Below are 21,981 nucleotides of genomic sequence, written 5' to 3' on the forward strand. Positions count from 1 at the left end.
TTTCCAGGCCGCCGCCGGCCATGCCGGTGAGCGGCCTTTTCGTATTCTCAGGAGAACAGCGCATGAGCGTGCCCGCCAACGACGACAGCCACCTGTGGGTGACGTGGGATGAATACAACCGCCTGATCGAACGCCTGACACTGCAGGTCTACCAATCGGGCTGGGAGTTCGACCTGATCCTGTGCCTGGCGCGCGGCGGCGTGCGGGTGGGTGACGTCATGTCGCGCATTTTCGACGTGCCCCTGGGGATCCTGGCCACCAGCAGCTACCGCGAGGCGGCCGGCACCAAGCAGGGCGACCTCGACATTGCGCAGTTCATCACCATCACCCGCGGCGCGCCGGCCGGCCGGGTGTTGCTGGTGGACGACATGGTCGACACCGGCCTGACCTTCAACAAGGTCCAGGTCCATCTGCGGGAGCAATTCCCTGAAATCTCGGAATTGCGCAGCGCCGTGCTCTGGTGGAAAGGGCACTCGCAGGCCACCCCGGACTACTACGTCGCCAAGCTGCCCACTAATCCCTGGATCCACCAGCCGTTCGAAGACTACGACAGCCTGCGCCCGCACCAGCTCGAAGCCTGGATCCGCAAAGGCTCCTCGTCGTCCTGAATATAGGGACGCATACGAGTGACGGCTGGGGCTTGTCGGTTTGCAGTTGCGGATCTCGCCAAACCCGACTCTGCGTGCTAAACTCGCGGATTACCGCTAAACCTCGTTAGTACTGCCCCAGGGCGCGCCTTTTGGGTTTGGGGCTTGAAATTTGCTGTTTTGGCCGTTTGGAACAACAATCAAGCCAAATGTGCCGATCAGGCCCCAAGCCAAAGCGTCCTGTGTGTCCAACCTTTTTGTTATTCCAAACCAGGCCTGCCACTTTATGCCTATTGTCCGACTGAAGGAAAACGAACCGTTCGAAGCCGCGCTGCGCCGCTTCAAGCGCACCATCGAAAAGACCGGTCTGCTCACCGAACTGCGCTCGCGCGAGTTCTACGAGAAGCCCACGGCCGAGCGCAAGCGCAAGCATGCTGCCGCCGTCAAGCGCCACTACAAGCGGATTCGTAGCCAACAACTGCCGCCCCGCCTGTATTGATATTTTCGATTCCAGAATCTATTGATTCCAGAATCATTCATTCAGGATTTGCTCGCCCGGGTCGACGTCGCGGACGTCGTCGGGCGATACGTGCAGTTGCGAAAGGGCGGCGCCAACCTGCTTGGCCTGTGCCCTTTCCATAACGAAAAAAGCCCCTCGTTCACCGTCAGCCCCACCAAGCAGTTCTACCACTGCTTCGGTTGCGGCGCGCACGGCAGCGCCATCACATTCCTGATGGAGCACACGGGCGCAAGTTTCCCCGAGGCCGTGCGCACGCTCGCCGCCTCGGTGGGAATGACAGTCCCCGAAGAGAACCGCAGCCCGCGCCAGCAGGCCGAATCGGTGCGCCGCAAGGCCGAGGAGTCGCGCCATACGCAGGTGCTGGACGCGGCCCAGGCGCATTATCTGCGCCAATTGCGCGCGTCTCCGGCTGCCATCCAGTATTTGAAGCAGCGCGGCCTGACCGGCGAGATCGCCGCCCATTTCGGCCTGGGCTGGTCGGGTACCGACCGGCACGGGCTGGCCCAGGTCTTCGACAATTACGATGACCCCACCCTGGTCGAGGCCGGGCTGGTAATCGAATCGGAAGACGGGCGCCGCTATGACCGCTTCCGCGAGCGCGTCATGTTCCCCATCCGCAACGTGCGCGGCAGCCTCATCGGATTCGGCGGACGCATCATCGGCAAGGGCGAGCCCAAGTACCTGAACTCGCCCGAAACGCCGCTGTTCTCCAAAGGCCAGGAGCTCTACGGGCTCTGGGAGGCGCGCCAGGCGATCCGCAAGGAAGGGCTGGTGATCGTGGTCGAAGGCTACATGGACGTAGTCGGGCTGGCTCAGCAGGGTATTGCCAATGCCGTCGCGACGCTGGGCACCGCCACCACCCCGGATCATGTCAAGAAGCTGCTGCGCGCCAGCGACAAGGTCGTCTTCAGCTTCGATGGCGACGCGGCCGGGCGCCGTGCCGCCTGGCGCGCCCTGCAGGCCTGCCTGCCGGTGCTGCGCGACGATATCTCGATCCGTTTCCTGTTCTTGCCGGCCGAACACGACCCGGACTCCTATGTGCGCGAGCTTGGGGCCGAGGCGTTCCGCGCCTGCCTGGCCGAAGCAATGGCCTTGTCGCGCTTCCTGCTGGAGGAGCTCGCTTCGCGCCATAACCTGGACGAAGCAGAAGGGCGGGCCAGTTGCCTGCACGAAGCCCGGCCGCTGCTGGCCGCTATTCCCGAGTGCGCATTGCGCCTGCAGATCGAACGGGAAATGGCCCGGCAAGTGCAGTTGACGCCAGAGGAAATGGCCCAGCTCCTCGCGCAGGCGCCGGCCCGTCCCTATGGCCCGGCGCCGGCCGCGCCTTCCGGCGCCGGCAAGCCTGCGCCGCAGGCTGCCGCGGGGCCGGCCGACGATCATCCGCATTTCGACGGGCCGCCGCCCGACTTCGATTACGAACCACTGGACGCCGGCTATGTCGATGCTCCGCCGCCCGGAGCCGAGTTTGGCGAGCCGGCCCGCGAGGGTTGGGGCGGCCGTGGCCAGGGCGGCTGGAAGGGCGGCAAAAAGGGCGATTGGCAGGGCGGCAGGAAGGGCGACTGGCAGCCGGGCAAGGGCAAAGGCAAGGGAGACTGGCGCGGACGGCGCGAGGACGACGTGGGCGGCTACGAGGGGCGGCGCGCCATGCCGTCGCTAGCCAAGCGGCTGCTTGCCTTGCTGCTGGCGCATCCCGAACTCGTGGACAGCATGGGCGACCAGCAGCTTGAAGTCCTGGACAAGGGCCCCCATCTAGGATTGGTAAGGGATCTGATCATGCTGGCCCAGGCCAGCGGCGCCCGCCATGTAGGTGCCTTGCTGGAGGCCGCGGAACCGGATTCCGACCTCGCCACGGTGTTGAAAGGCATGCGTGCCGATCTGCTGGCCCAGGAAGACCTGCCGAACCCGCAGGCCGAATGGGACGACGCGCTGCGCCGCATCGAATTCGACGCCGTGCGCACGGAAATGGCGGGATTGGCCGCCGCAGGGCTGTCTTCAGCGGATGCGCGCGAGCGCTACCAGGAACTGTCCGCGCGTCTGACAGTCTTAAAAAGTGGTGGAATCCGCTGAATGCGGTAGAATCAAAGGTTTTCCAGCGGCTTTGTAGTTGTTTTTTACGCTGGCAGGATTTTGAAACGGGTTTTCCGCGTGGTGGGGTTGCCCTCCGGCGGAAAGCCTTGCAGAGACGATAACAAACCGGGTTGGGCTGGTCAGCACGCCATCATGGCACCAGAGCCGGCACGAAACAGGCTGAATGATACTGAAGCCGCCCCTCCGGGTTTGTTACATTATGGTGGCAAGTTGCGCAGTTCGGCGAAGGTCTGGCTGGCAGCGTTGCAGGTACGGAGCTGTGTCTATCGCAAGCAGCTTGGGGCCAGGCCCTTCAAGCTGACAGAGCCTGTCGCAGGCACGACAGCCCCCGCAACGCCCCGGACCCCGTTCGAGCGAATTCGCGATACCAGCGCGCCCCTGGGCCTTCAGGCCAGAAGGGGCGCCGGTTGGGCCTGGCAGGGCCCGCGCCGCGGCCAACGCGGCGCACGCGGCTTCGGCGCGCTTGCCTGTTTTACCCGCATCGGCTCGGTTGCGGCGCTTCGGCGCGCGCAAGCGGGCCTTGCGGTGCAATGACTCCCAATCACGGGTTGCGACGACCACGGAAGCGACTATGACCAGAACATCAGGCAAAACCTCCCCTGCAAACGATGCGGCCGATACCCCGGTCAAGGCGGCCAAGCGCGCCGTGAGCATGGCGGCGGAAAAGGCGCCTGCGAAGGCGGCAGTGAAGGTCGCCAAGACGGCAACCAAGACCGCCGCCAAGAAGGCGGCCAAGCCGGCCGCGGCTGCCGACAAGGCGGCCGCCAAGACGCGCGCCAAGAAAGCCGAAGACAAGCTGGCCGACCTGGTCGGCGGCGCCCGGCCGTCCAGCGGCCGTCGTCCTGGCCGTCCTGCCAAGAACGCCAACAATGACGCCGATACGTTCGACGATCCGATGGATGGCGAAGGCGAAGTGCTGCCCGACCTGAAGCCGCCCAAGCGCGGCGGCAAGCGCGGCAAGGCCGACCCCAAGGACCTGATCGCGCGCGGCCCCGTCTCGCCCGAAGAATACGAAGCCCGTCGCAACCGGCTCAAGCAGCTCATCAAGCTGGGCAAGGACCGCGGCTACCTGACTTACGGCGAGATCAACGACCATCTGCCCGACGACCTGGTCGACGCCGAAGCCATCGATGGCATCATCAGCACGTTCAGCGACATGGGCATCTCGGTCTACGACCAGGCTCCTGACGCCGAAACGCTGCTCATGAGCGAAAACGCCCCGGTCGCGTCCAACGACGACGACGTCGAAGACGAAGCGGAGGCCGCGCTCACGACCGTCGATTCCGACTTCGGCCGCACCACCGACCCGGTGCGCATGTACATGCGTGAAATGGGTTCGGTCGAGCTGCTGACGCGCGAGGGCGAAATCGAAATCGCCAAGCGCATCGAAGACGGCCTGAAGCACATGGTGATGGCCATTTCCGCATGTCCCACCACCATCAACGAGATCCTCAGCCACGTTACGCGCGTGCGCGAAGGCCAGGCGCAAATCGACGAAGTGGTCGATGGCCTGGTCGACCCCGAGGACGGCGAAGAATACGCGGGCGCGGGCGTGACCGCCGACGAAGACGAGAACGACGACGGCCCGGCCGGTGGCATGTCGAGCAAGCAGCTCGAGGACCTGCGCGTCAAGGCGCTGGCCAAGTTCGACGAGGTTGCCAAACAGTTCGAGAAAATGCGCCTGTCGTACGAGAAAGAAGGCTACAAGTCCGACTCGTACATCAAGGCCCAGGAAGCCATCCTGAATGAGCTGATGGGCATCCGCTTCACCGCCAAGATGGTCGAGAAGCTGGCCGACACGCTGCGCGCGCAGGTCGAAGAAGTGCGCCAGCTCGAGCGCGCGGTGCTGCACACCTGCGTCGATCGCGCCGGCATGCCGCGCAGCCACTTCATCAAGGTCTTCCCGGGCAATGAAACCAATCTCGATTGGGTGCTGCAGGAAGTCGCGCTGGGCCAGCCCTACGCCGAGACGCTCGAACGCCAGGTGCCGGCCGTGCAGGAACTGCAGCAGAAGCTCATCGACCTGCAGACTCGCGTCGTGCTGCCGCTGAAGGACCTGAAGGACGTCAACAAGCGCATGGCCACCGGCGAAGCCAAGGCCCGCAAGGCCAAGCGCGAAATGACCGAGGCCAACCTGCGCCTGGTGATCTCCATCGCCAAGAAGTACACGAACCGCGGCCTGCAGTTCCTGGACCTGATCCAGGAAGGCAACATCGGCCTGATGAAGGCGGTCGACAAGTTCGAGTACCGGCGCGGCTACAAATTCTCCACGTACGCCACGTGGTGGATCCGCCAGGCCATCACGCGCTCCATCGCCGACCAGGCGCGCACCATCCGCATTCCGGTGCACATGATCGAAACGATCAACAAGATGAACCGGATCAGCCGCCAGATCCTGCAGGAAACCGGTGCCGAGCCCGATCCCGCCACCCTGGCGCAGAAGATGGACATGCCCGAGGACAAGATCCGCAAGATCTTGAAAATCGCCAAGGAGCCGATCTCGATGGAAACCCCCATCGGCGACGACGACGATTCGCACCTGGGCGATTTCATCGAGGATACGTCCACCCTGGCGCCCTCGGACGCGGCCCTGCATGGTTCCATGCGCGACGTGGTCAAGGAAGTGCTAGACTCGCTTACCCCGCGCGAAGCCAAGGTCCTGCGCATGCGTTTCGGCATCGAAATGAGCACCGACCAGACCCTGGAAGAAGTGGGCAAGCAATTCGACGTCACGCGCGAGCGCATCCGCCAAATAGAGGCCAAAGCGCTGCGCAAGCTGCGCCACCCCAGCCGGGCAGACAAGCTCAAGAGCTTCCTGGAAGGGCAGTAAGTTTCCTGGGCCTCTAGCTCATGCCTGGTTAGAGCAGCGGACTCATAATCCGTTGGTGCTCGGTTCGACTCCGAGGGGGCCTACCAACAAATACCTGTTAAATCGGGAATTTGTCGCCGCCAGCAATGGCGGCGTTTCTTTTCTTGCGCCTGCTGTGACCAAACGTGATTGTTTCGGCTTGGTTGGCTTTTTTTTGCGAGATTGTTATCGTGACAAGGACTGGTCGCGACGGAACCAGGCTGCTGGCCGAAGCGCTGTCGCGCCTTTCCAGTAGGTGTATGTACGGAGTATATGCAGCGCTAGCACCGTGTTTCCCCGGGGCGCCATGCAAGTGCCCGTCGGTCCACCGCATCATTGAGCCGTAAGCCTCTTGCTCGGGATGTAGTCCGCAGCCAGCATCGTTACTATATTGACGTTCTGGAACATTGATCGGTGTCCCGTGTCAACGTATGACTCGGATGGAGCTCCTTGGGACAATAGAATGTCGAAGTGGTCCAGTTCAATGTGGAAGTAGTCGAACTGCTTGCGGGAAAAATCCTGCGTAACGGTCTTACCGTTCATCAGCAGGCCGGCAGGGATCAGGCAGCCATCGATGTACACGCCATGGCCTGGAGAAACATATAGATTTCTCGCCAGGAATACCTGGCGCTATCGCGTCTCTGGCGATGCGCACCGGGGACGCGCGAATAGCACCCCGTTCAGAAATATGCTTTGCGTACAAGCTTCGAAAGCCGATCCACCTGACCGTGGCGGTCCCACCGTTGGCGGTCCGTACCAAATTTCCGGCCTTCAGCTTTCCACGGCTGTTTGGCCCTCTGGCGTGGCTATCAACGTGCCACGCAAAACGCAGGCAACCAACACTGATGTGCCGGTTGAACTGGTTTGGAATTTCATGCTGTCCGCATGCCGCTGGGCCATGTCCGGCACATGCATGTAGAAGATGGCTTCATCGTCAGAGTCGTAAAAGGCGACCAGGCCGTCAATTACTTCTGCTCGAGTGACATTACTACTCTCGAAATAGAGGCTTCCCCCGTCCGAGAATCCGTCCAGCGTGAGAACCGCGGCAGGATCAGCAACGAAAATATCGGAAAACTCTACCCACGTTCACGGAGGTAGGATAGGCTCTAGTGACCTACGGTATTGGCCAACCATTGCTAGGGGAGCGGGATCGATATGACTACTTTCGATGATTTGGCGAATGAAACTGATCCGTCAAAAGGTGCAGCCCTTGTAGGTTATAGGCTAAATGCTGTCGGTACGACAGGGCGAACGCTGGCAGAGAAGTTCGATGATCGAATCAGTTTGATGGAATTCACAGGTGCGGATCGAACCGGTATTGCCAATTCCTCCTCGGCCTTCAATGCGGCTGCCACATATTGTCGGCTGACTGGCAAGACCGTCCATGTACCGGCAGGTACATATCGCATCAATAATGAAGTGGACATGACGAACACCAGGTGGGTGTTCGAGCCGGGCGTCACGCTTAACGCTCGTGATTCTAGTGCGCCAAACTTGTTATCCGCTCGGGGTTCGGCGGGCCCGATGGTGGCTCTTGGCGCGAATGCGGACCGAGGGGATTCTTCCCTGACGTTTGCAGCGCCTCACGGCTTGGCGGCGGGCGATTGGTTCCTTTTGACATCACAGCGGGCCTGCTCGCATCCGGACGCCGGCACCTGGCAGTTGGGTACTACTACGGGGAACGGGGCCCATTGCTTCTTTGCAGAGCCATGCCAGGTTGCCAGTGTCACCGACCACGTCACGGTCACCCTGCAAACGCCTTTGATCTTTCCCGGCTACCGTACGGATCGATCGGAAGAGACGCTTCCTGCCGCTGAGGGGAGGCCTGACTTCGCGCATATGCGAAAGGTCACCTGGGCTACGGCAAATATCAAGGGCTTCCCCAAGGTATTGGCACGGGATACTACGGCCAATGCACTTCGGTGGGTTTGGACCAAAGATGCCTACGCTGAGGTTGATTTCGATTTTGGGACGCCACCGGGCATCGGTGTCAATGTGCAGAATTCGTACAACCCCATGGTTCGAAGCCGTTCTCAACGGGACCGTCGCTGGAACAGCACGGAAATGCCGATCTTCAATACCTATAAGTATATTTCAAGCTGGTATGGTGGATTCACGGTCGAGGAATACCACGGCTCGCAGTGCATTGACCAGACGTACGCTCCGATTTCCGGTGACATAGCGTCCTTCTCGGTATGTTGCATTTGGCCTGAGTTTGATATCAAGGCCCACTATGCCCACTATCAGGGTATGACCACGCACGGTAATTCCTACGGCGTGAGGGCCAGGGTGTTGGCCATTTGCCCCCGCGGTGCGGCGATAACTAACCGGGCCCGCTTTGCGGATCTCGATGTCACCTGTATCGGGGAGGCCGGCAATGATGCGCCCGCAGTCAGCATTAACGAATTCGGAGGGCAGGATCTTACGCTCAAGTTGTCTTCCCAGGACAACTACATGGGCGTGGAGTTCACGCGTTCCATCACCAGCATTACGGACAGTCCACGCTCCATTCGGGCAAACATAACGGGCCGTATCGTGAACCCCATTCTGTCCGCGATCGTATTTCGCTATCCGGCGAGTACGTCGACTGACGTCCCCAATCAGATTCGGTTTCACAACCTCAAACTGGTGAATGTGAATGCCGCCGTGAAATCGGTGGGATGGTGGCACGGCCTGCATTTTGACGGTGTCGACGTGACGGTCAACCCGGATTCTACCGAAACGTATCTTTTCGATCTGGGTGACAATAGTGCCTGGAATACCGCGCGCAATATCAATATTCTGGGCGGTAGTATCCCCGTGCTGTTCAAGTATCCGACCATCGACAATTCAGCGCTCTTGTCCAACGTCCAGCTATCTTGGGATATTGATTGGGCCTCAGTCAACACAGTAAACAATACATCGATGGCTGTGTCCCAAGGGTATAGCGGTTACCCGGCTACAGCTGTTGCCCAGCGGGCCATCCAAAACCGGTGGTTCAATCGCGTCGTGAGCCTGAACCTATCAAACAATGAGTCTGCCCGGACGCTTACTCTTATTGCAGGCTACGATCACGCAATGCCCGTGGGGGCATATATCGAATTTGTCAACCGTGCTGCGGTTACTCTGATCGTCGCTGCTGGCACAGGGATCACTATAGCTGGCGCATCAGGCGAAATCCCCATCGTAAATCGCGTGATAAAAGTCTATAGAGCTGCCGCCAGTGTCTATGTCGTATCAGCGACCGCTTGAGCATGTCGGAAGCCGTCGCCGGCAACGGCGGCGTTTTTTCGCCTTTGCGAACCCGCGTACGCGGATTTGCAATCCGCTCCTCCACCATGCACGCGAAAGCGCAGTCTCATATCTGGCCGGTAGGCGCTAATTTGTGTCCGTCGACCTACGCCACTGCGACGTCCGTTCGGTCCAGGATAGCGCGACGGATTTGCTCCAGTGTCGGCCCCGGCTTGAGCACCTTGTAGCCCTGGCGCTGGCGGAAATTCCACGGCGCCTCCACCGGCCCCGCCTCGCCGTCGTAGCTGGCATGGTTCTGGAACATGGTCCGGTTGCCGGTATCGAAGTAGCTTTCCGCCGCCACGCCCTCGACCAGCACCATGTCGTACCGCTCCAACTCGATGTGGTAGTACTCGATCTCGTCGACGGAGGTGTCCTGCGTGATGTTGACGCCGTTCACCAGCAATTCGGCCGGGACTAGGTAGCCGTCCACCTGCAACTGGTGGGCGGGCGACACGCGCAGTTCGCGGCGGGGCTGATTTTCGCCAAGCGCGTCCTTCTGCACCACTATCGGGTAGGCCTTGGACCGTTGATCGGCCTTGATGTAGCGGAAACGCAGGCGCCGATAGCCCACCCACTGGATATTCGCCGGCCGCCCGCTCGCGGTGACGACTTGCCCGCCCGGGCGCAGGTCTTCCACCGCGACCCAGCCCCCGGGCGTTGCGATACTTGTTCCCCGGGCAAAACAGGCGAAAAGGACCTTGCCGGTGTCGTCGACCTCGAGCGTCATCCCCTCGAAACTCGCATCGCTCACATCGAACCGGGCGACCTCGACATCTCCCACGTAGGCATGCAGGATGCCATCCTGGATTTCGAAGCGGTCCGCGGGGGACATCGTCCCGTCGTCATGCAGGAACGACACTTTTACGCTCGTCCCCTTCATGAGATGCGAAAAGTGCAGAGGGGTCGCCAACTGCAGATGGTCCTCGACCGCCACATAGCTCAGCGTGCCCTGCTCGTCAGGATCAAAGTCGCTGTTGTAGAAAGGGCCGAGGTTTATATTGATCTTTGAAAGGGTTTCTGCATCGAAAACATCGCTTCGGATAATGGCACTACCATAAGCGCCGACCGAGATGTTGAACTTCATGTCTTGGCCGAGGCCGTTTATTCCGCCAAAAGTAATGTTGTTCAGTTCTACGTGCACACCGGTTGTCCCAGCGGTATCGCCTCCGTAGTTGAATGTCAGTGTTCTGTCGCCGCTGCTCATGTCGAGAGCGGAACTTCCGGAGATTACAGAGAAGCTGTAGCCGTTCGGGTTGTAAAAATTGACTGTGTCGCCAGGACTGCCGATTTCGTAGAGTTCATAGCTGGCCTGGTCATAAGAAACCTCTACATCCCTATCCATTTTTATTTCTCCGGGCAAGCCAAGGGTCGAGCCATTCAGGAGGCTATCCGTCGGCAGGACAAGCGGCGCATCGCATGATCGGATGCAGTGGCCTCGTCCTCGGCTGATATTAAACAGAAATAGCGAGCTTGCGGCCGGGTAAAATCAAGCCCGAACGGTGCTACGCCAGCTACTGGAAAAACAATAAGACTTGGTGTCGGTCGTTTGGTGGACACGCGCGCGTCATTCCAGGGGGGCGGGTGACGTTATTCGGGAAAGAGCCAGTCAGCCTAGGCCGAACCGGGTCCGGATTTCGTCGCCGCAGTTCTTGCCGTTCACCGTGTAGTGATCTCCGATCTCGGCACATTGTTCAGCGATTGCCAGGGCAAAGGCCATCAGGGCTTCTGGGGGTGCACGCAAGCCGGCGCTTTCAGCCAGGCTGTCCAGAGCGTCGACGCTGATCCCTAGGTCGTCGAAGTCGGACGGCTGCGGGGAGTTTTCATTCATATCTTGGCTCCTGTTTCTCACGGCCAGCAGCAACCTCTGTACCGGCTCAACCTGAGGCGAGCGGGCAGCCAAGTCGCTGGCGGGTTGGACACCGAAATCCTGGATATCCTCCCACCCGGAACTATTTCTCCATTCGCTCGCACTTTCTCGACGCCCGGATAGCGGCTGCACAGTGCTGGGCCCCTATAGGTCAGCACCAGTATATCCACCGTTGGGGGAATATTGCCAAACTTGGCGCATTTTGAGTTGGCAAGCGCGAATCCCGATGGCTGCCCTTCCGCAATCGCGGAAACTCATCCAGACCTGATAAGGGTCGGGCTCGACTAAAAAAACTCCCGGAAATGCGGACACCAATTGGGCAGCGGTTGCCCCGTGGCATATGAGGTCGCAGTATCGCTGTCGCGGAGTTGGCCGCGGGCCTGTTGTCCGGCCTTCTTTAGTTTGGATGGATAGCCCGCCAATGCATAGTCGACAGAGCGGGACGTTCCCGGGGCGGGCGGGCTGGCGGTTACGATCCTCACAGTATGGCCATCGACAATCGATATCGATGAAATGTCGACAGGACTCTCAGAGCCATCGTGGATGCGAAAGCCCCAATCGGGTGGCGGTGGGCTGTTGACGGCGGGGTGCGTCGCATCCTGGACCAGCGGCGGGGCTGGCACATGAAATCGAATATCAATGGTCCTGTCGCCGTCGTAGGCTATGTGGGTCGGCATGATGGTGCCTGGTGATGGCGGCCCTGATAGTCCCAATACTCGCACAGCCGAATGCGCGATTTTTTCTCCCAGGGTGAGTGCTTGCAAGCCCAGGTGCAAGTTGTCCTCAGCCATTGCAAAAGGATAGTACGGGCTGGCTAAGTGGAACTTCTGCGAGTCTGTCGCAACTGCTTGGTATGGCGCCAGGACTCCGTAGACATTCGCGCTTCCCACAAACGTACTGGCTTGTGTCGCAATGAACGGGACTGGACTCGCTTGTCTTGTGATTGCCTGAATATCGGATTCGTAGTCGGCCTGCCATGCCAGATACTCCGATACATACTCCGGCCGTGCGCTGTCCGATTCTCCGTGTATCACTGGAACGAACGGCACCCACGTGTGCCATCCCCGTGCGTCCGCCAGGTGCTTGAGCTTTTGCAGGGCCTTCAAGCCATTGTCATAGGGAATGGAGCCCTTTTTCAGACCCTTATAGAGCCTGCCGCCCCATCCGGATGTGAAGACACAGATCTTGACGTCCAGGGCGAGTTTTTCTTTTATGACGGTAGCGAAGGCGTGGGCCAGTCCTTCGAGCGGTGTAGCGCCCAGTCCCGGTACTAGCTGGCTCTGCATGGAAGTCAGTGGCTTGAACCCGGTGATGCGATCCGGATCCAGCTTTGCCTCCGCTCCGGGGCGTTCCATTCCGCTTGGCAGGCCAAGTCGCACGTCCATGAAGCCGGGACCATCCGGCATAAGCAGCATTTCGGGCCATTCATTGCGCGTCAGCGCTTCGGGCGGCTTAAAGCCCTTGGCTCCGATGCTGTTGGATTGCCCGATGCCCATGACCAGAATCAACAATGTCGATCCCGCAGGTAGTGCGAGAGGCGGTTGCCAATCCAGAGATGGTTGCAGGGCGGCAGGAGTATCTGGGCTAGCCGAGCCAAGCGATTTTGGCTGTCGCCGCAATAGGTTTGTAACGCCGGCGACTATTGTTTTGAGAATCATCTTATGGTTTTGTACCGGGCGCTCAGCGAGAGTGCGGGCACGCGCTGCTATGGCACGCGCGTGGAAGGACGACACGCCTTCGTAAGCGAATGGAGCATAAAGTTACTTTAAGTTTATTTTAAATAACTATTTGATTCAAACCATGTCTTTCAGGTAAGCAGGACGGTGGGCGCGGGTGAACACAGGTGCAAGCAATCTGACGGGCGCGCCCGGTAACGTCGTTCTGGGGGCGATCTCTTGGTCATGTAAACTGCCCGACGCCTATATTTCTTTTTCGCCACCATGCGTCTGCTGATCGCCTTTCTTCTTCCCTGGCTGACTTTCTTCACCATCGGCCGTCCCATTGCCGGCATCATCTGCCTCATTCTGCAGGTGACGCTCATCGGCTGGATTCCCGCCACCATCTGGGCGGTGTATGCCCTCAGCCAGTACAAGACCGACAAGAAGATCGAGCAGGCATTGGGTCAGAGAGGCTGACCGCTCGAGCGTCCGTTCGGTCGCAGCCAGGTGGAGCATCCCGCGGGGCTGAATGTTCCGCTGACGTACATGGCGCCGTGGCGGTATAGCCTCAGGCGGCTGGGAGGATCGGCCGCCGCGATGACCCAGACGGCTCCCTCCGGGGCCACCCATAGTAGGCGGGCTGCCGTGCCGTCCAGTGCGGCAAGCAAGTCTGCCGCCGAGGCGCCAGGCGCCAATACTACAGCGGTCGTATTGGCGCTGGCATCCGCACTGACGGGATAAGCGTTCAACGCACCGGCAGCGAACGCCAGGGCCACGACCAATGTTGCGATCGTTGTGCCACCGGAGCCAGGGCCCGTCCCACGGTTGCCCCTCCGGCGCAGGCGCAAACCAATGACCAGAGGCACCACTCCAAACAGGACCAGCCATGCCACGTCCCAAGGCAGGGGATGCGCCACGTCCATGCGGATGCGGTGGATGCCGAGCAGCCAATGGGAAAGCAGGGCATCCAGCACGTGCCAGGTGCCGAAGCCGATCCAGAAGTTGGCGATGAACCGCAGATCGGCCCCCGGCCTGGCCAACTGCGAGCGTGCCCGTTAGAGCTGCCACAATCCCATTGCCGCGATGACATACATGCCGGCATGAAACAGGCCGTCCGCCATGACCTGGACACGCAAGTCGGCGAAGGCCCCCGTCCGCAAGCCCGACAGCAAATGGTGCCACTGCAGCACCTGGTGCAGCAGGATGCCGTCGAAGAAGCCGCTCAATGCGAACCCCAGGCTGTAGGTGGCCCAGTCGAATCCCTTGCTGGATGCCCCGGGCGTGGCGGGGTGGGGCGCCGTGGCGTTCATGTCGCCTCACGGGCCACGCATTCCCGCAGCCAATGCTGGACGATAGACTGGTGGCGCGCCTCGGTGGCCAGCGCTTCGGTGCAACGGGCCACCAGGTCATCATGGCCGTGCTGTCTGGCCAGGTCGGTAAGCAATTCCCACGAGGCATGGTCGGTCAGTTCGGCGGTCAATAAGGCTTCCAGGCTTTGCGAGAGCGTGGTGCGGGGATCGGTGATGACCTGTATCAGCCCCATCGCGGCTAGGGCAGTGACATCGGCTCCGGGCGTCTGCGCGGTGGGATCCGCACCGAGATCCTGGATGATCTCGGCAAGCATGTGGAAGTGACTTTCTTCTTCGTGGCAGATCTTGACCAGGTCCGCCCGCAGTTCGGTATCGCGGTCATCGTGTGTGGCGTCCACCTTGACCAGCATGGCCTGGTACAGCCTCACGCCAGAACGCTCGTAGGCCAACCGCTGGCCCAGCTTGTCGATCAGCACTTCCGGGTTGCGCCCGGCCAGCTTGCCGGCCGCCGTGGTCAACCAGCCTTTGCCAGTCGCGGGGACAGGCACGGATCCAAGCCGCTCGGCCGCCTCGATGCAGGCGGCGCGGCGGGCTGCCGCCTGGGCCACGTCGCCGGGGGCAGGGCCGTACTGTTCTGCGAATTTCACCTGCAGCGGGCCTTGAATCGGCGACATCTGCATGCCGGTGCGGTTCATGCCGGTCTTGATGGTGCGTTCCATGGTCATGTCCTCTGCTGCGCGGGATGGCGGGCGCGGTTGAGTTCGGTGCCCGGAGTCCACTGATAACCCGCCGAGACGATGCTGCTCGGCGAGCCGGACGCATTGAGCGCTTCGCGCGCGCCGATCGAAGCCTGGCTTTCCTGTTCCTGCGGCACGTAGGCCGAACCTTTGGCGCGTAGCGGAACTTCATTGGCCAGCACGCTGCGCACGAAGTCTCGCTGTGGGGCGAACCTCAGGGATGCGGGGATGACGGTGCCCAGGACTTCTTCGGGGTCGCGTCGCTCGTGCTGCTTGAACAGGGATTTGACCAGGGCAAGGTGGCCCAGTTCGTAGTCCAGGAAGCGTTCCCAGATGGCCTTGATGCGGGGATTGGTTTCCTGTTCGACGCAACTGTAGTAGGTGTAGACTTCGGTCGCTTCATGGATGAGCAGTTTTTCCAGCAGCGATTCTGCCGGGTCCTGCAGCGAGCCATACTGAGTGACGTGCTGCTCTTCGATGGAAGCGATTTCGGCATACAGCTGGCGTGCCAGGGGGTCGGCGAACAGCGGCCCGATGTTCATGTAATAGTCGTGCGTCTGGTATTCCGCCGCGGTGATGAGCGTGGCGTGCAGCTTGGTGAGCAATGAAGCCTGCTCGCGTTGATACGGGCGCCGTACGTCATCCTCGGGGGCGCGGTGTTCATCCCGGGTGGGGCGGCCGGGCACGATGTCGGTGTAGCCCTGCAGGATATTGTTCGCGTCCTTGCCTTCCAGGCGGTCCAGCATGGCGCTGTAGCGGTACAAGTGATCGAAGTCTTCCAGCAGGCCGAAGCGATAGCTTTGCGCCTGGTACGGATCAGGCTCGGCCTGGGCAACCGCCGCCGTCACCTCGATGGCGACCTGCTCATAGGCGATGGTGGTTTCCAGCGGGGAATGGTCGGCCGAAAGCAGCCAGTTGATCATGGTCGCCTGGTGATGCTCGACGCGCCGCAACTGGGCCAGTGGCACGCGCAGCGGCTCGTTGAACCGGCTGGCGACATGTTTCAGCCGCAGCGCATCCACCTCCAGCCCGTTGAGCAGAATGATGCGGATCCGCGTGAAGGCATCGTCATCCAGCTTGCTGATGGGTTGGCCCACCATGTCGGCCCAGGTGAAGCGCTGGCGGTCCAGCGGGACGCCGGCGTTGTCCCACAGATTGTTCATTGTGCCCATGTCGGCCTCCCGGAAAACCGTCGCTGGCAGCAAACGATGTTCCCGCCATGGAGCCTAGCCGTTGCGCGGGCCGGACCGTTTGCGCAGTACCGCGGGTGTATCGTCGCGCGGTTTCAGTACGCCTGATTCGTCGTCGCCTTGCGGGTTGGGGTTGCCGTCGAACTGTGTCGCCTTGCCTTCCGGCGAGTCCAGGCCGCCGGCCTGCGGGGGGCGGGCAGCGTCCGGTTCGTCGCGCTGGTTGGCGTGCCGAATCCCTTTTTGCACGTCGTCGCCGATATCTGGCTGGGGAGTGTCCGGGCCGGGAGCTTTGGACGTGCCGGCGCTGCGTGTTTCGGACGATTTACTGGAAGGGCGGTGCGGTGGGTGGGGGTTCATGGCTGCCTCCGGTTAGAGGATGTTGTGCAGCAGTTTTCGTGCCGGAGGGGCGCCGCGAAAAAAAGCCCCGCGTGGCAGAACCATGCGGGGCAACAAGCATTACCAAGATGTGTGTGTCGTACCTGGAGAGAGGAGGTGCATCACACAGGTCCTACGATAGGCCAATTGCTTGGCGTGCGGGGCATTGCGTGCGCCTTGGGCTTGCGCCAGATCAAGTTGGGTTCTTGCTGATGGCCCGGGCTGCGCGGATGACGAGCGGGCCGAGTTCGTGCCGGGCGCGCTCCAGGGTCCAGCGGGGCTTGGGCACGGAAATGTTGATGGCCGCGATGGGCTGGCTGTCTTCGTTCAGGATGGCGGCCGCCACGTTGACGTCGCCTTGGAAGAATTCCTCGTCCGCGTAGGCATAGCGGCTTTGGCGGGCCTCGGCGATCAAGTCCCGCAATACCGCGATTTCGGTGGTGCTGTGCGGCGTGTATTTCTGCAGCGGCGCGCTGGCCAGCCGGCGCTCGGCCTCGTCGGGCGGCAGGTGCGCCAGCACGGCCCGGCCCGAAGATGAGGCCGGCATGGGGATGCGCGTGCCGGTCGGCATATACACGGGAATGTGCTGGGAGGTGGGCACGCGCATCACGAACACCATGCTGTTGTGTTCGTCGGGCACCGACAGGTTGACGATTTCTCCCGATTCCTGGTTCAACTGGTGCAGCACCGCGTGGGCGTTCTGGAAGAGCGGTTCGCGGGCCAAGTAGCTGTAGCCCAGGCCCACAGCCTTGACCGTGACGCGGTAGCGCTTGCTGTACGCGTCTTTCTTCAGATAGCCGCACTGCTCCAGCGTGTAGGCCACGCGCTGCGCTGAGCCGCTGGTGATGTCGCAGGCTTGCGCGATCTCGCGCAGGTTCATGGTCTCGCAGTTGCGGAAGGCTTCCAGGACTGCGAGGCCTTTTTCCAGAGATTGGATGAATAGCGCCGAATCGGCCATCGGAGGTTCCCGGCGACGGCATGGCGAGGCTGGCCATCGCATTGCGTAACGTATTTGACTGGCGATGTTATCACCGCCCTTGCCACTGCCTGGGCGCGGGAAAGGTGGTTGCCATTCGCCTTTAATCGATAAATAATAATCGAATATCAAATTATAGTTATCGATATTCGATATGTCATTAGAGGAGCGGCCGATTTTGCCGGAGGCAGTGGATGTGGCCATTGTCGGCGGCGGCATCATCGGGATTTGTACGGCGTACGCGCTGGCCCAGGCCGGCATGCGGGTCTGCGTGCTGGAAAAAGGCGTGCTGGCCGGCGAGCAGTCGTCGCGCAACTGGGGCTGGGTGCGCACGCTGGATCGCGATCCGGCGGAGGTGCCGCTGGCGCTGCGCGCCAATCAGCTGTGGGGCGAGATCCAGGCTCGCGCGGATGTCGGTTTCCGCCGCACCGGCATTCTTTACTTGCAGGAGGACCGGCACGATGCGCAACGGCACCAGCGCTGGCTGGAGCTGGCGCGCGCCTGTGAAACCGGGGCGACGCTGCTGGATCGGGCCGCGGCGCTGCGTCTCTTGCCGGAATCGCCTCGGCCCTGGAGCGGGGCGCTCTACAGCCCGACCGACGGGGTCGCGGAACCCGGCCTGGCCACGCAGGCCATCGCCGGCTTGGCCCGCGGGCATGGCGCGATGGTGCTGGAGCGTTGCGCCGCGCGCGGCCTGGACCTGCAGGCCGGCCGCATCGCGGGCGTGGTCACCGAGCATGGCCTGGTCAAGGCACAAGCCGTGTTGCTGGCGGGGGGCGCCTGGTCGCGCCTGTTCTGTGGCAATAGCGGCATCGAGTTTCCGCAACTGAAAGTGCGCGGCTCGGTGCTGCGTACCGAACCTTTCGATGCGCCGTTGTCGGCTACGGTGAATGGCAAGACTTTCACCTGCCGCAAGCGGGCCGATGGCGGATATACGGTCTCGCAGTTCGGCGCCTCGATGGCGGACGTGGTGCCGGACAGTTTTCGCCTGATGAGCAAGTTCCTGCGCGCGTGGCTCGCCAACAATGCCTTCGTCAAGGTGCGTTTCGGCAAGCGGTTCTTCGAGGAGCTGGCTATCCCGCGCCGGTTTGCGCTGGATGATGTCAGCCCGTTCGAGCGTTGCCGCGTGCTCGACCCCGCGCCTTCGGCGCGCGCCATCGCGATGGCATGGCGGCGCCTGACGGCGGCTTTTCCGGTTTTCAACGCGGCGCGCATCGCGCACGCCTGGGGCGGCTATATCGATGTCACGCCGGATGCCTTGCCGGTGATGTCGCAGGTGGACGGCATCCCTGGGTTCTACCTGGCCTCGGGGTTTTCCGGGCACGGGTTCGGCATCGGCCCAGCCGCCGGCGAACTGATGGCCGACCTGATCCTGGGCCGGGCGCCGCGCGTCGATATCCATCCGTTCCGACTTGCGCGCTTTGCCGGCTGAGGCAGGGGCGGATGCCACCAATGCACCACATGACAAAAGGGGAAGCTCCGATGCGTTCATCATCCTTGTTGCACGAACAGGCCGTCGTGGTCGACGGCCTGGTGTTCTTCAGCGACGGCAGCACCCGCGATATGCGGGCCGGCGGCGTCAATGCCATCAACCTCACCGTCACCGACATGCGCTCGGACTTCGAGCAGTCGCTCAAGGATGTGATGGCGTGGCGGCAGCGCGCGCTCGACCCGGATTCCGGCTGGCTGCTGGTCGAGCGCGCCGAAGATATTGTGCGCGCCAAGCAGGCCGGCAAGCTCGGGCTGATCATGGGTTGGCAGAACGGCCGTCCGCTGGAGGACCAGCTCGACCGGGTGGCGCTGTTCCATACGCTGGGCATGCGGGTCATTCAATTGACTTACAACGAAGCCAATTTGCTCGGCGACGGCTGCCTGGAGCGCCGCAATGCTGGCTTGTCGGCGCTGGGCGTCGAGATGGTGGCCGAGCTCAACCGCGTCGGCATTGCCATCGACTTGAGCCACTGCGCGGCGCAGACCTGCCTGGACGCGGCGCGCCACAGTGCGCGCCCGGTGCTGCTGACGCACGCTAATGCCAATGCCGTGATCGCGCGGCCCCGTAACAAGTCTGACGAGGTGCTCGAGGCGGTGGCGGCGACCGGCGGCGTCATCGGTTGCAGCATTCATGCCTACCTGAACTGGCGCGGCGATCCCAAGCAGCAGCCGACGCTGGACGATTTCGTCGCCAATGTGCGCTACATCGGCGAACTGGTCGGCTACGAGCATGTGGGGATCGGCACGGATTTTCCCGCGGTGGACACTTACGAGGCGGTGCGCCATGTCATGGTGATGTCGCGAACCAAATATGCCGCGTCCGGGGGCGATTTTTCGAATGCGTTCGGCGACGTAATGGAAGCGCGCTACCCCAGGGAAACGCCGACACCCGCGCAGTTTCCCGAGCTGACCGCGGCGCTGGCGCGCGGCGGCCTGAGCGACGAGCAGATTCTCGGCGTGCTGGGCGGGAATTTCCAGCGCGCCTTCGCGGCCATCTGGTCGGCGGCCTGAGGGAGGAGGGGCACCATGGCACTCCGTCATATCCTGCGCGTCATCGGCATGGGGGCCGCGCTGGCCTGCGCCGCCCTGGCAGCAGCCCATGCCGCCTATCCCGAGCGCACTATCCGCATCATCGTTCCGTACCAGCCGGGAGGCTCGACCGACACGGTGGTGCGCAAGTTCGCCGAGCTGGCCGCGCCTGAGCTGGGGCAGTCCATCATCATTGAAAACAAGGGTGGCGCCGGCGCCACCCTGGGGGCCCGCGCGCTGGCGAACGCCGAGCCGGACGGCTATACGCTGGCGATCCTGCCCAGCCCGGTGTTCCGCATGCCGCATATCCAGGACATGGGCTACGACCCGAACCGCGACTTCACCTACGTGATGATGCTCAGCGGCTATACGCTCGGGGTGGCCGTCCCGGCCAATGCGCCGTACCGTGATTGGGCCGGGTTCATCGATTATGCCCGCAAGCACCCGGGCGACATCGCGTACGGTACGGCAAGCGTCGGCAGCGCTTCCAACGTGATGATGGAGGACATCGCCAGGCGCAATGGCGTGACCTGGCGGCACATTCCCTACAAGGGCGAGTCGGACGTGATCCAGGGCGTGCTGGGCGGGCAGTTGCAGGCGTATGCCGGTTCGACCACGGTGTTGCCGATGGTCCAGGCGGGCAAGATGCGCATGCTGGTGACCTGGGGCGACGCCCGCAGTGCGCAGTTCCCTGATGTGCCGACCCTGCACGAGCTGGACGGCACGCCGGCGGCCTATGCGCCTTTCGGCATCGCCGCGCCCAAGGGCCTGCCGCCGGCGATCCTTCAGACCTTGCACGATACGTTCAAGCGCGTTGCCGAGTCGGACGCCTTCCGGTCCATCCTGACCCAATACGGACAGGAGCTGGTCTACCTGGACAGCGCCGCCTACGCCCGCTATGCCGCCGAGCAATTCGAAGCCGAAAGGAAAATCGTCCAGGACCTGGGCCTGAAGGCGAACTGACGCCATTCTCCGCGACGTACGAGCGGATCGACCAAGGAGAATCTCTATGGTTAACGCTGTATCAGTAGACGAGAGGAACACCCCGGCGCGCCGCCGTTTCATGGGGCTGCTGGGTGGCGCGGCGCTGGCCGGGCTGGCGCCGTTGCGCAGGGCCCGGGCCGCGGCGGCGGACTGGCCCGGCCAGCCGATCCGGTTGGTCGTGGGCTACCCGCCAGGCGGCGGCACGGACACGGTGGCCCGCCTGCTGGCCGAGCAGTTTTCGCGCAGCCTGGGCCAGCAGGTCATTGTCGAGAATCGCCCGGGGGCCAGCGGCACCATCGCCACCCAGCAGGTGGTGCGCTCGGCGCCCGACGGCTACACCTTGATGTTCGCCACGGCGTCGCCGCTGACCGGCGCCCCGCTTACCATGAAGGGGCTGCAGTACGATCCCATGACCGACCTGGCCCCGATCACGCTGGTGGGCAATGGGCCGTTCATCCTGGTGGCCAACCCGGCGTTTCCGCCGAATACGCTGCCGGAACTGGTGGAATACGCGCGCCAGCATCCGGGCGAAGTCAACTACGCGTCGCCGGGCAATAGCACGGCCAACTATTTCTTTTGCGAACTGCTCAACATGGACGCCGGCATCAAGACCGTCAACGTGCCCTACAAGGGCAGTTCGGCGCTGGTGAACGACTTGATCGGCGGCTACGTGCAGTACACGCTCGAAACGCCGGGCACGACCCTGCCGCTGATCCGCCAGGGCAAGCTCAAGGCGCTGGCCATCCTGCACGACCGGCGGCTGGCCAAGGCGCCGGAGATTCCCACCACTGCCGAGGCAGGCTATCCGCAACTGCTCGGCGGCTCCTGGTACGGCCTGCTGGCGCCGGCCGGCACGCCGCGCCCCATCTTGGACAAAGTCCGGCAAGCTACCGTGGCCGCGCTCGCGACGCCGGCGATGCGCACGGCGCTCGAGGAGCGCGACGTCCTGGCCCAGGGTAATACGCCCGAACAGTTCCGGCAGTTCATCGAGGCCGAGTATCGCCGGTGGAAGGATGTGACCGGCCGGCTCGGCATCAAACCCCAATGA

Annotated in this window: 19 protein-coding genes, 1 tRNA gene and 1 pseudogene; 11 read left to right on the forward strand and 10 right to left on the reverse strand. The window is 62.3% G+C overall.

The annotated features are described in order from the left end of the window. Positions 1 to 62: 62 nt before the first annotated feature. From ACKTT0_RS17210 to ACKTT0_RS17230, 5 genes are all read left to right on the forward strand, one after another. The gene (locus tag ACKTT0_RS17210) at positions 63 to 608 is read left to right on the forward strand and encodes a phosphoribosyltransferase (protein ID WP_407851024.1); all 546 of its coding nucleotides are present in this window, start codon (positions 63 to 65) and stop codon (positions 606 to 608) included. 265 nt (positions 609 to 873) lie between these two features. Next, positions 874 to 1,086: a 30S ribosomal protein S21 gene (gene rpsU / locus ACKTT0_RS17215; RefSeq protein WP_006218592.1), complete on the forward strand. Its 213-nt coding sequence runs from the start codon at positions 874 to 876 to the stop codon at positions 1,084 to 1,086. 21 nt (positions 1,087 to 1,107) lie between these two features. Next, the gene (gene dnaG / locus ACKTT0_RS17220; protein WP_407851025.1) at positions 1,108 to 3,174 is read left to right on the forward strand and encodes a DNA primase; all 2,067 of its coding nucleotides are present in this window, start codon (positions 1,108 to 1,110) and stop codon (positions 3,172 to 3,174) included. Positions 3,175 to 3,766: 592 nt separating this feature from the next. Beyond that, positions 3,767 to 6,025, forward strand: a complete 2,259-nt coding sequence (rpoD, locus tag ACKTT0_RS17225; RefSeq protein WP_407851026.1) for an RNA polymerase sigma factor RpoD — start codon at positions 3,767 to 3,769, stop codon at positions 6,023 to 6,025. A 7-nt stretch (positions 6,026 to 6,032) separates the two neighbouring features. Then, positions 6,033 to 6,111, forward strand: a tRNA-Ile gene (locus ACKTT0_RS17230). A gap of 265 nt (positions 6,112 to 6,376) precedes the next feature. Here the strand turns inward: ACKTT0_RS17230 and ACKTT0_RS17235 are convergent. Together ACKTT0_RS17235 and ACKTT0_RS17240 are read right to left on the reverse strand one after the other, a co-directional pair. Beyond that, positions 6,377 to 6,661: a Hint domain-containing protein gene (locus tag ACKTT0_RS17235; RefSeq protein ID WP_407852448.1), complete on the reverse strand. Its 285-nt coding sequence runs from the start codon at positions 6,659 to 6,661 to the stop codon at positions 6,377 to 6,379. After that, positions 6,576 to 6,914 carry a Hint domain-containing protein gene (locus ACKTT0_RS17240; RefSeq protein WP_407852449.1) on the reverse strand — a complete coding sequence of 113 codons (339 nt, stop codon included), beginning with the start codon at positions 6,912 to 6,914 and terminating at the stop codon, positions 6,576 to 6,578. Before ACKTT0_RS17240 ends, ACKTT0_RS17235 begins: the two co-directional genes overlap by 86 nt. 284 nt (positions 6,915 to 7,198) lie before the next feature. Between ACKTT0_RS17240 and ACKTT0_RS17245 the strand changes: the two genes are divergently transcribed. Beyond that, positions 7,199 to 9,274: a hypothetical protein gene (locus ACKTT0_RS17245; RefSeq protein ID WP_407851027.1), complete on the forward strand. Its 2,076-nt coding sequence runs from the start codon at positions 7,199 to 7,201 to the stop codon at positions 9,272 to 9,274. 145 nt (positions 9,275 to 9,419) lie between these two features. On the opposite strand, the gene ACKTT0_RS17250 is transcribed toward ACKTT0_RS17245, so the two are convergent. The 3 genes from ACKTT0_RS17250 to ACKTT0_RS17260 all read right to left on the reverse strand — a co-directional run bounded on the left by ACKTT0_RS17250 (position 9,420) and on the right by ACKTT0_RS17260 (position 12,694). Next, positions 9,420 to 10,658 (reverse strand): Hint domain-containing protein, encoded by a 1,239-nt coding sequence (locus ACKTT0_RS17250; protein WP_407851028.1) that lies wholly within the window; start codon positions 10,656 to 10,658, stop codon positions 9,420 to 9,422. 264 nt (positions 10,659 to 10,922) lie between these two features. Next, positions 10,923 to 11,144 carry a hypothetical protein gene (locus ACKTT0_RS17255; RefSeq protein WP_407851029.1) on the reverse strand — a complete coding sequence of 74 codons (222 nt, stop codon included), beginning with the start codon at positions 11,142 to 11,144 and terminating at the stop codon, positions 10,923 to 10,925. A gap of 323 nt (positions 11,145 to 11,467) precedes the next feature. Continuing rightward, positions 11,468 to 12,694: a hypothetical protein gene (locus ACKTT0_RS17260; RefSeq protein WP_407851030.1), complete on the reverse strand. Its 1,227-nt coding sequence runs from the start codon at positions 12,692 to 12,694 to the stop codon at positions 11,468 to 11,470. A gap of 429 nt (positions 12,695 to 13,123) precedes the next feature. Between ACKTT0_RS17260 and ACKTT0_RS17265 the strand changes: the two genes are divergently transcribed. Next, positions 13,124 to 13,318, forward strand: a complete 195-nt coding sequence (locus ACKTT0_RS17265) for a YqaE/Pmp3 family membrane protein (protein ID WP_407851031.1) — start codon at positions 13,124 to 13,126, stop codon at positions 13,316 to 13,318. Here the strand turns inward: ACKTT0_RS17265 and ACKTT0_RS17270 are convergent. The 5 genes and pseudogenes from ACKTT0_RS17270 to ACKTT0_RS17290 all read right to left on the reverse strand — a co-directional run bounded on the left by ACKTT0_RS17270 (position 13,306) and on the right by ACKTT0_RS17290 (position 17,411). After that, positions 13,306 to 14,151: pseudogene (locus ACKTT0_RS17270) on the reverse strand (DUF2243 domain-containing protein). The gene ACKTT0_RS17265 and the pseudogene ACKTT0_RS17270 sit on opposite strands and share 13 nt — an antisense overlap. Beyond that, the gene (locus tag ACKTT0_RS17275) at positions 14,148 to 14,870 is read right to left on the reverse strand and encodes a DUF892 family protein (RefSeq protein ID WP_407851032.1); all 723 of its coding nucleotides are present in this window, start codon (positions 14,868 to 14,870) and stop codon (positions 14,148 to 14,150) included. Before ACKTT0_RS17275 ends, ACKTT0_RS17270 begins: the two are co-directional and overlap by 4 nt. Before the next feature lie 2 nt (positions 14,871 to 14,872). Further along, complete coding sequence (locus ACKTT0_RS17280; protein WP_407851033.1) at positions 14,873 to 16,060, reverse strand: hypothetical protein; 1,188 nt, start codon at positions 16,058 to 16,060, stop codon at positions 14,873 to 14,875. 54 nt (positions 16,061 to 16,114) lie between these two features. Next, entirely contained in the window at positions 16,115 to 16,435 is a 321-nt protein-coding gene (locus ACKTT0_RS17285; protein WP_407851034.1) for a hypothetical protein, read from the reverse strand. Between the two features lie 211 nt (positions 16,436 to 16,646). Further along, the gene (locus tag ACKTT0_RS17290; RefSeq protein WP_407851035.1) at positions 16,647 to 17,411 is read right to left on the reverse strand and encodes an IclR family transcriptional regulator; all 765 of its coding nucleotides are present in this window, start codon (positions 17,409 to 17,411) and stop codon (positions 16,647 to 16,649) included. A gap of 196 nt (positions 17,412 to 17,607) precedes the next feature. Here ACKTT0_RS17290 and ACKTT0_RS17295 point away from each other — a divergent pair, with 196 nt between their 5' ends. Genes ACKTT0_RS17295 through ACKTT0_RS17310 form a run of 4 tightly spaced genes read left to right on the forward strand, consistent with a single transcriptional unit; the run spans position 17,608 to position 21,981 of the window. Then, positions 17,608 to 18,861 carry an NAD(P)/FAD-dependent oxidoreductase gene (locus tag ACKTT0_RS17295; protein ID WP_407851036.1) on the forward strand — a complete coding sequence of 418 codons (1,254 nt, stop codon included), beginning with the start codon at positions 17,608 to 17,610 and terminating at the stop codon, positions 18,859 to 18,861. Positions 18,862 to 18,911: 50 nt separating this feature from the next. Then, positions 18,912 to 19,931: a dipeptidase gene (locus ACKTT0_RS17300; RefSeq protein ID WP_407851037.1), complete on the forward strand. Its 1,020-nt coding sequence runs from the start codon at positions 18,912 to 18,914 to the stop codon at positions 19,929 to 19,931. Positions 19,932 to 19,946: 15 nt separating this feature from the next. Next, a complete protein-coding gene (locus ACKTT0_RS17305) occupies positions 19,947 to 20,912 on the forward strand; it encodes a tripartite tricarboxylate transporter substrate binding protein (RefSeq protein ID WP_407851038.1) in 966 nt (321 codons plus the stop codon). Positions 20,913 to 20,958: 46 nt separating this feature from the next. Then, entirely contained in the window at positions 20,959 to 21,981 is a 1,023-nt protein-coding gene (locus tag ACKTT0_RS17310; protein WP_407851039.1) for a Bug family tripartite tricarboxylate transporter substrate binding protein, read from the forward strand.

The sequence above is a fragment of the Bordetella saccharivorans genome, assembly GCF_045862855.1.
Taxonomy (GTDB): domain Bacteria; phylum Pseudomonadota; class Gammaproteobacteria; order Burkholderiales; family Burkholderiaceae_B; genus Bordetella_A; species Bordetella_A petrii_F.

What these genes read in the sequence shown, in the direction of transcription:
- ACKTT0_RS17255 (WP_407851029.1), bottom strand. Translation starts at nt 11,144, where the DNA reads ATGAATGAAAACTCCCCGCAGCCGTCCGACTTCGACGACCTAGGGATC.
- ACKTT0_RS17310 (WP_407851039.1), top strand. Translation starts at nt 20,959, where the DNA reads ATGGTTAACGCTGTATCAGTAGACGAGAGGAACACCCCGGCGCGCCGC.
- ACKTT0_RS17250 (WP_407851028.1), bottom strand. Translation starts at nt 10,658, where the DNA reads ATGGATAGGGATGTAGAGGTTTCTTATGACCAGGCCAGCTATGAACTC.
- rpsU (WP_006218592.1), top strand. Translation starts at nt 874, where the DNA reads ATGCCTATTGTCCGACTGAAGGAAAACGAACCGTTCGAAGCCGCGCTG.
- ACKTT0_RS17210 (WP_407851024.1), top strand. Translation starts at nt 63, where the DNA reads ATGAGCGTGCCCGCCAACGACGACAGCCACCTGTGGGTGACGTGGGAT.
- ACKTT0_RS17290 (WP_407851035.1), bottom strand. Translation starts at nt 17,411, where the DNA reads ATGGCCGATTCGGCGCTATTCATCCAATCTCTGGAAAAAGGCCTCGCA.
- ACKTT0_RS17275 (WP_407851032.1), bottom strand. Translation starts at nt 14,870, where the DNA reads ATGGAACGCACCATCAAGACCGGCATGAACCGCACCGGCATGCAGATG.
- rpoD (WP_407851026.1), top strand. Translation starts at nt 3,767, where the DNA reads ATGACCAGAACATCAGGCAAAACCTCCCCTGCAAACGATGCGGCCGAT.
- ACKTT0_RS17300 (WP_407851037.1), top strand. Translation starts at nt 18,912, where the DNA reads ATGCGTTCATCATCCTTGTTGCACGAACAGGCCGTCGTGGTCGACGGC.
- ACKTT0_RS17280 (WP_407851033.1), bottom strand. Translation starts at nt 16,060, where the DNA reads ATGGGCACAATGAACAATCTGTGGGACAACGCCGGCGTCCCGCTGGAC.
- ACKTT0_RS17265 (WP_407851031.1), top strand. Translation starts at nt 13,124, where the DNA reads ATGCGTCTGCTGATCGCCTTTCTTCTTCCCTGGCTGACTTTCTTCACC.
- ACKTT0_RS17245 (WP_407851027.1), top strand. Translation starts at nt 7,199, where the DNA reads ATGACTACTTTCGATGATTTGGCGAATGAAACTGATCCGTCAAAAGGT.
- ACKTT0_RS17285 (WP_407851034.1), bottom strand. Translation starts at nt 16,435, where the DNA reads ATGAACCCCCACCCACCGCACCGCCCTTCCAGTAAATCGTCCGAAACA.
- ACKTT0_RS17305 (WP_407851038.1), top strand. Translation starts at nt 19,947, where the DNA reads ATGGCACTCCGTCATATCCTGCGCGTCATCGGCATGGGGGCCGCGCTG.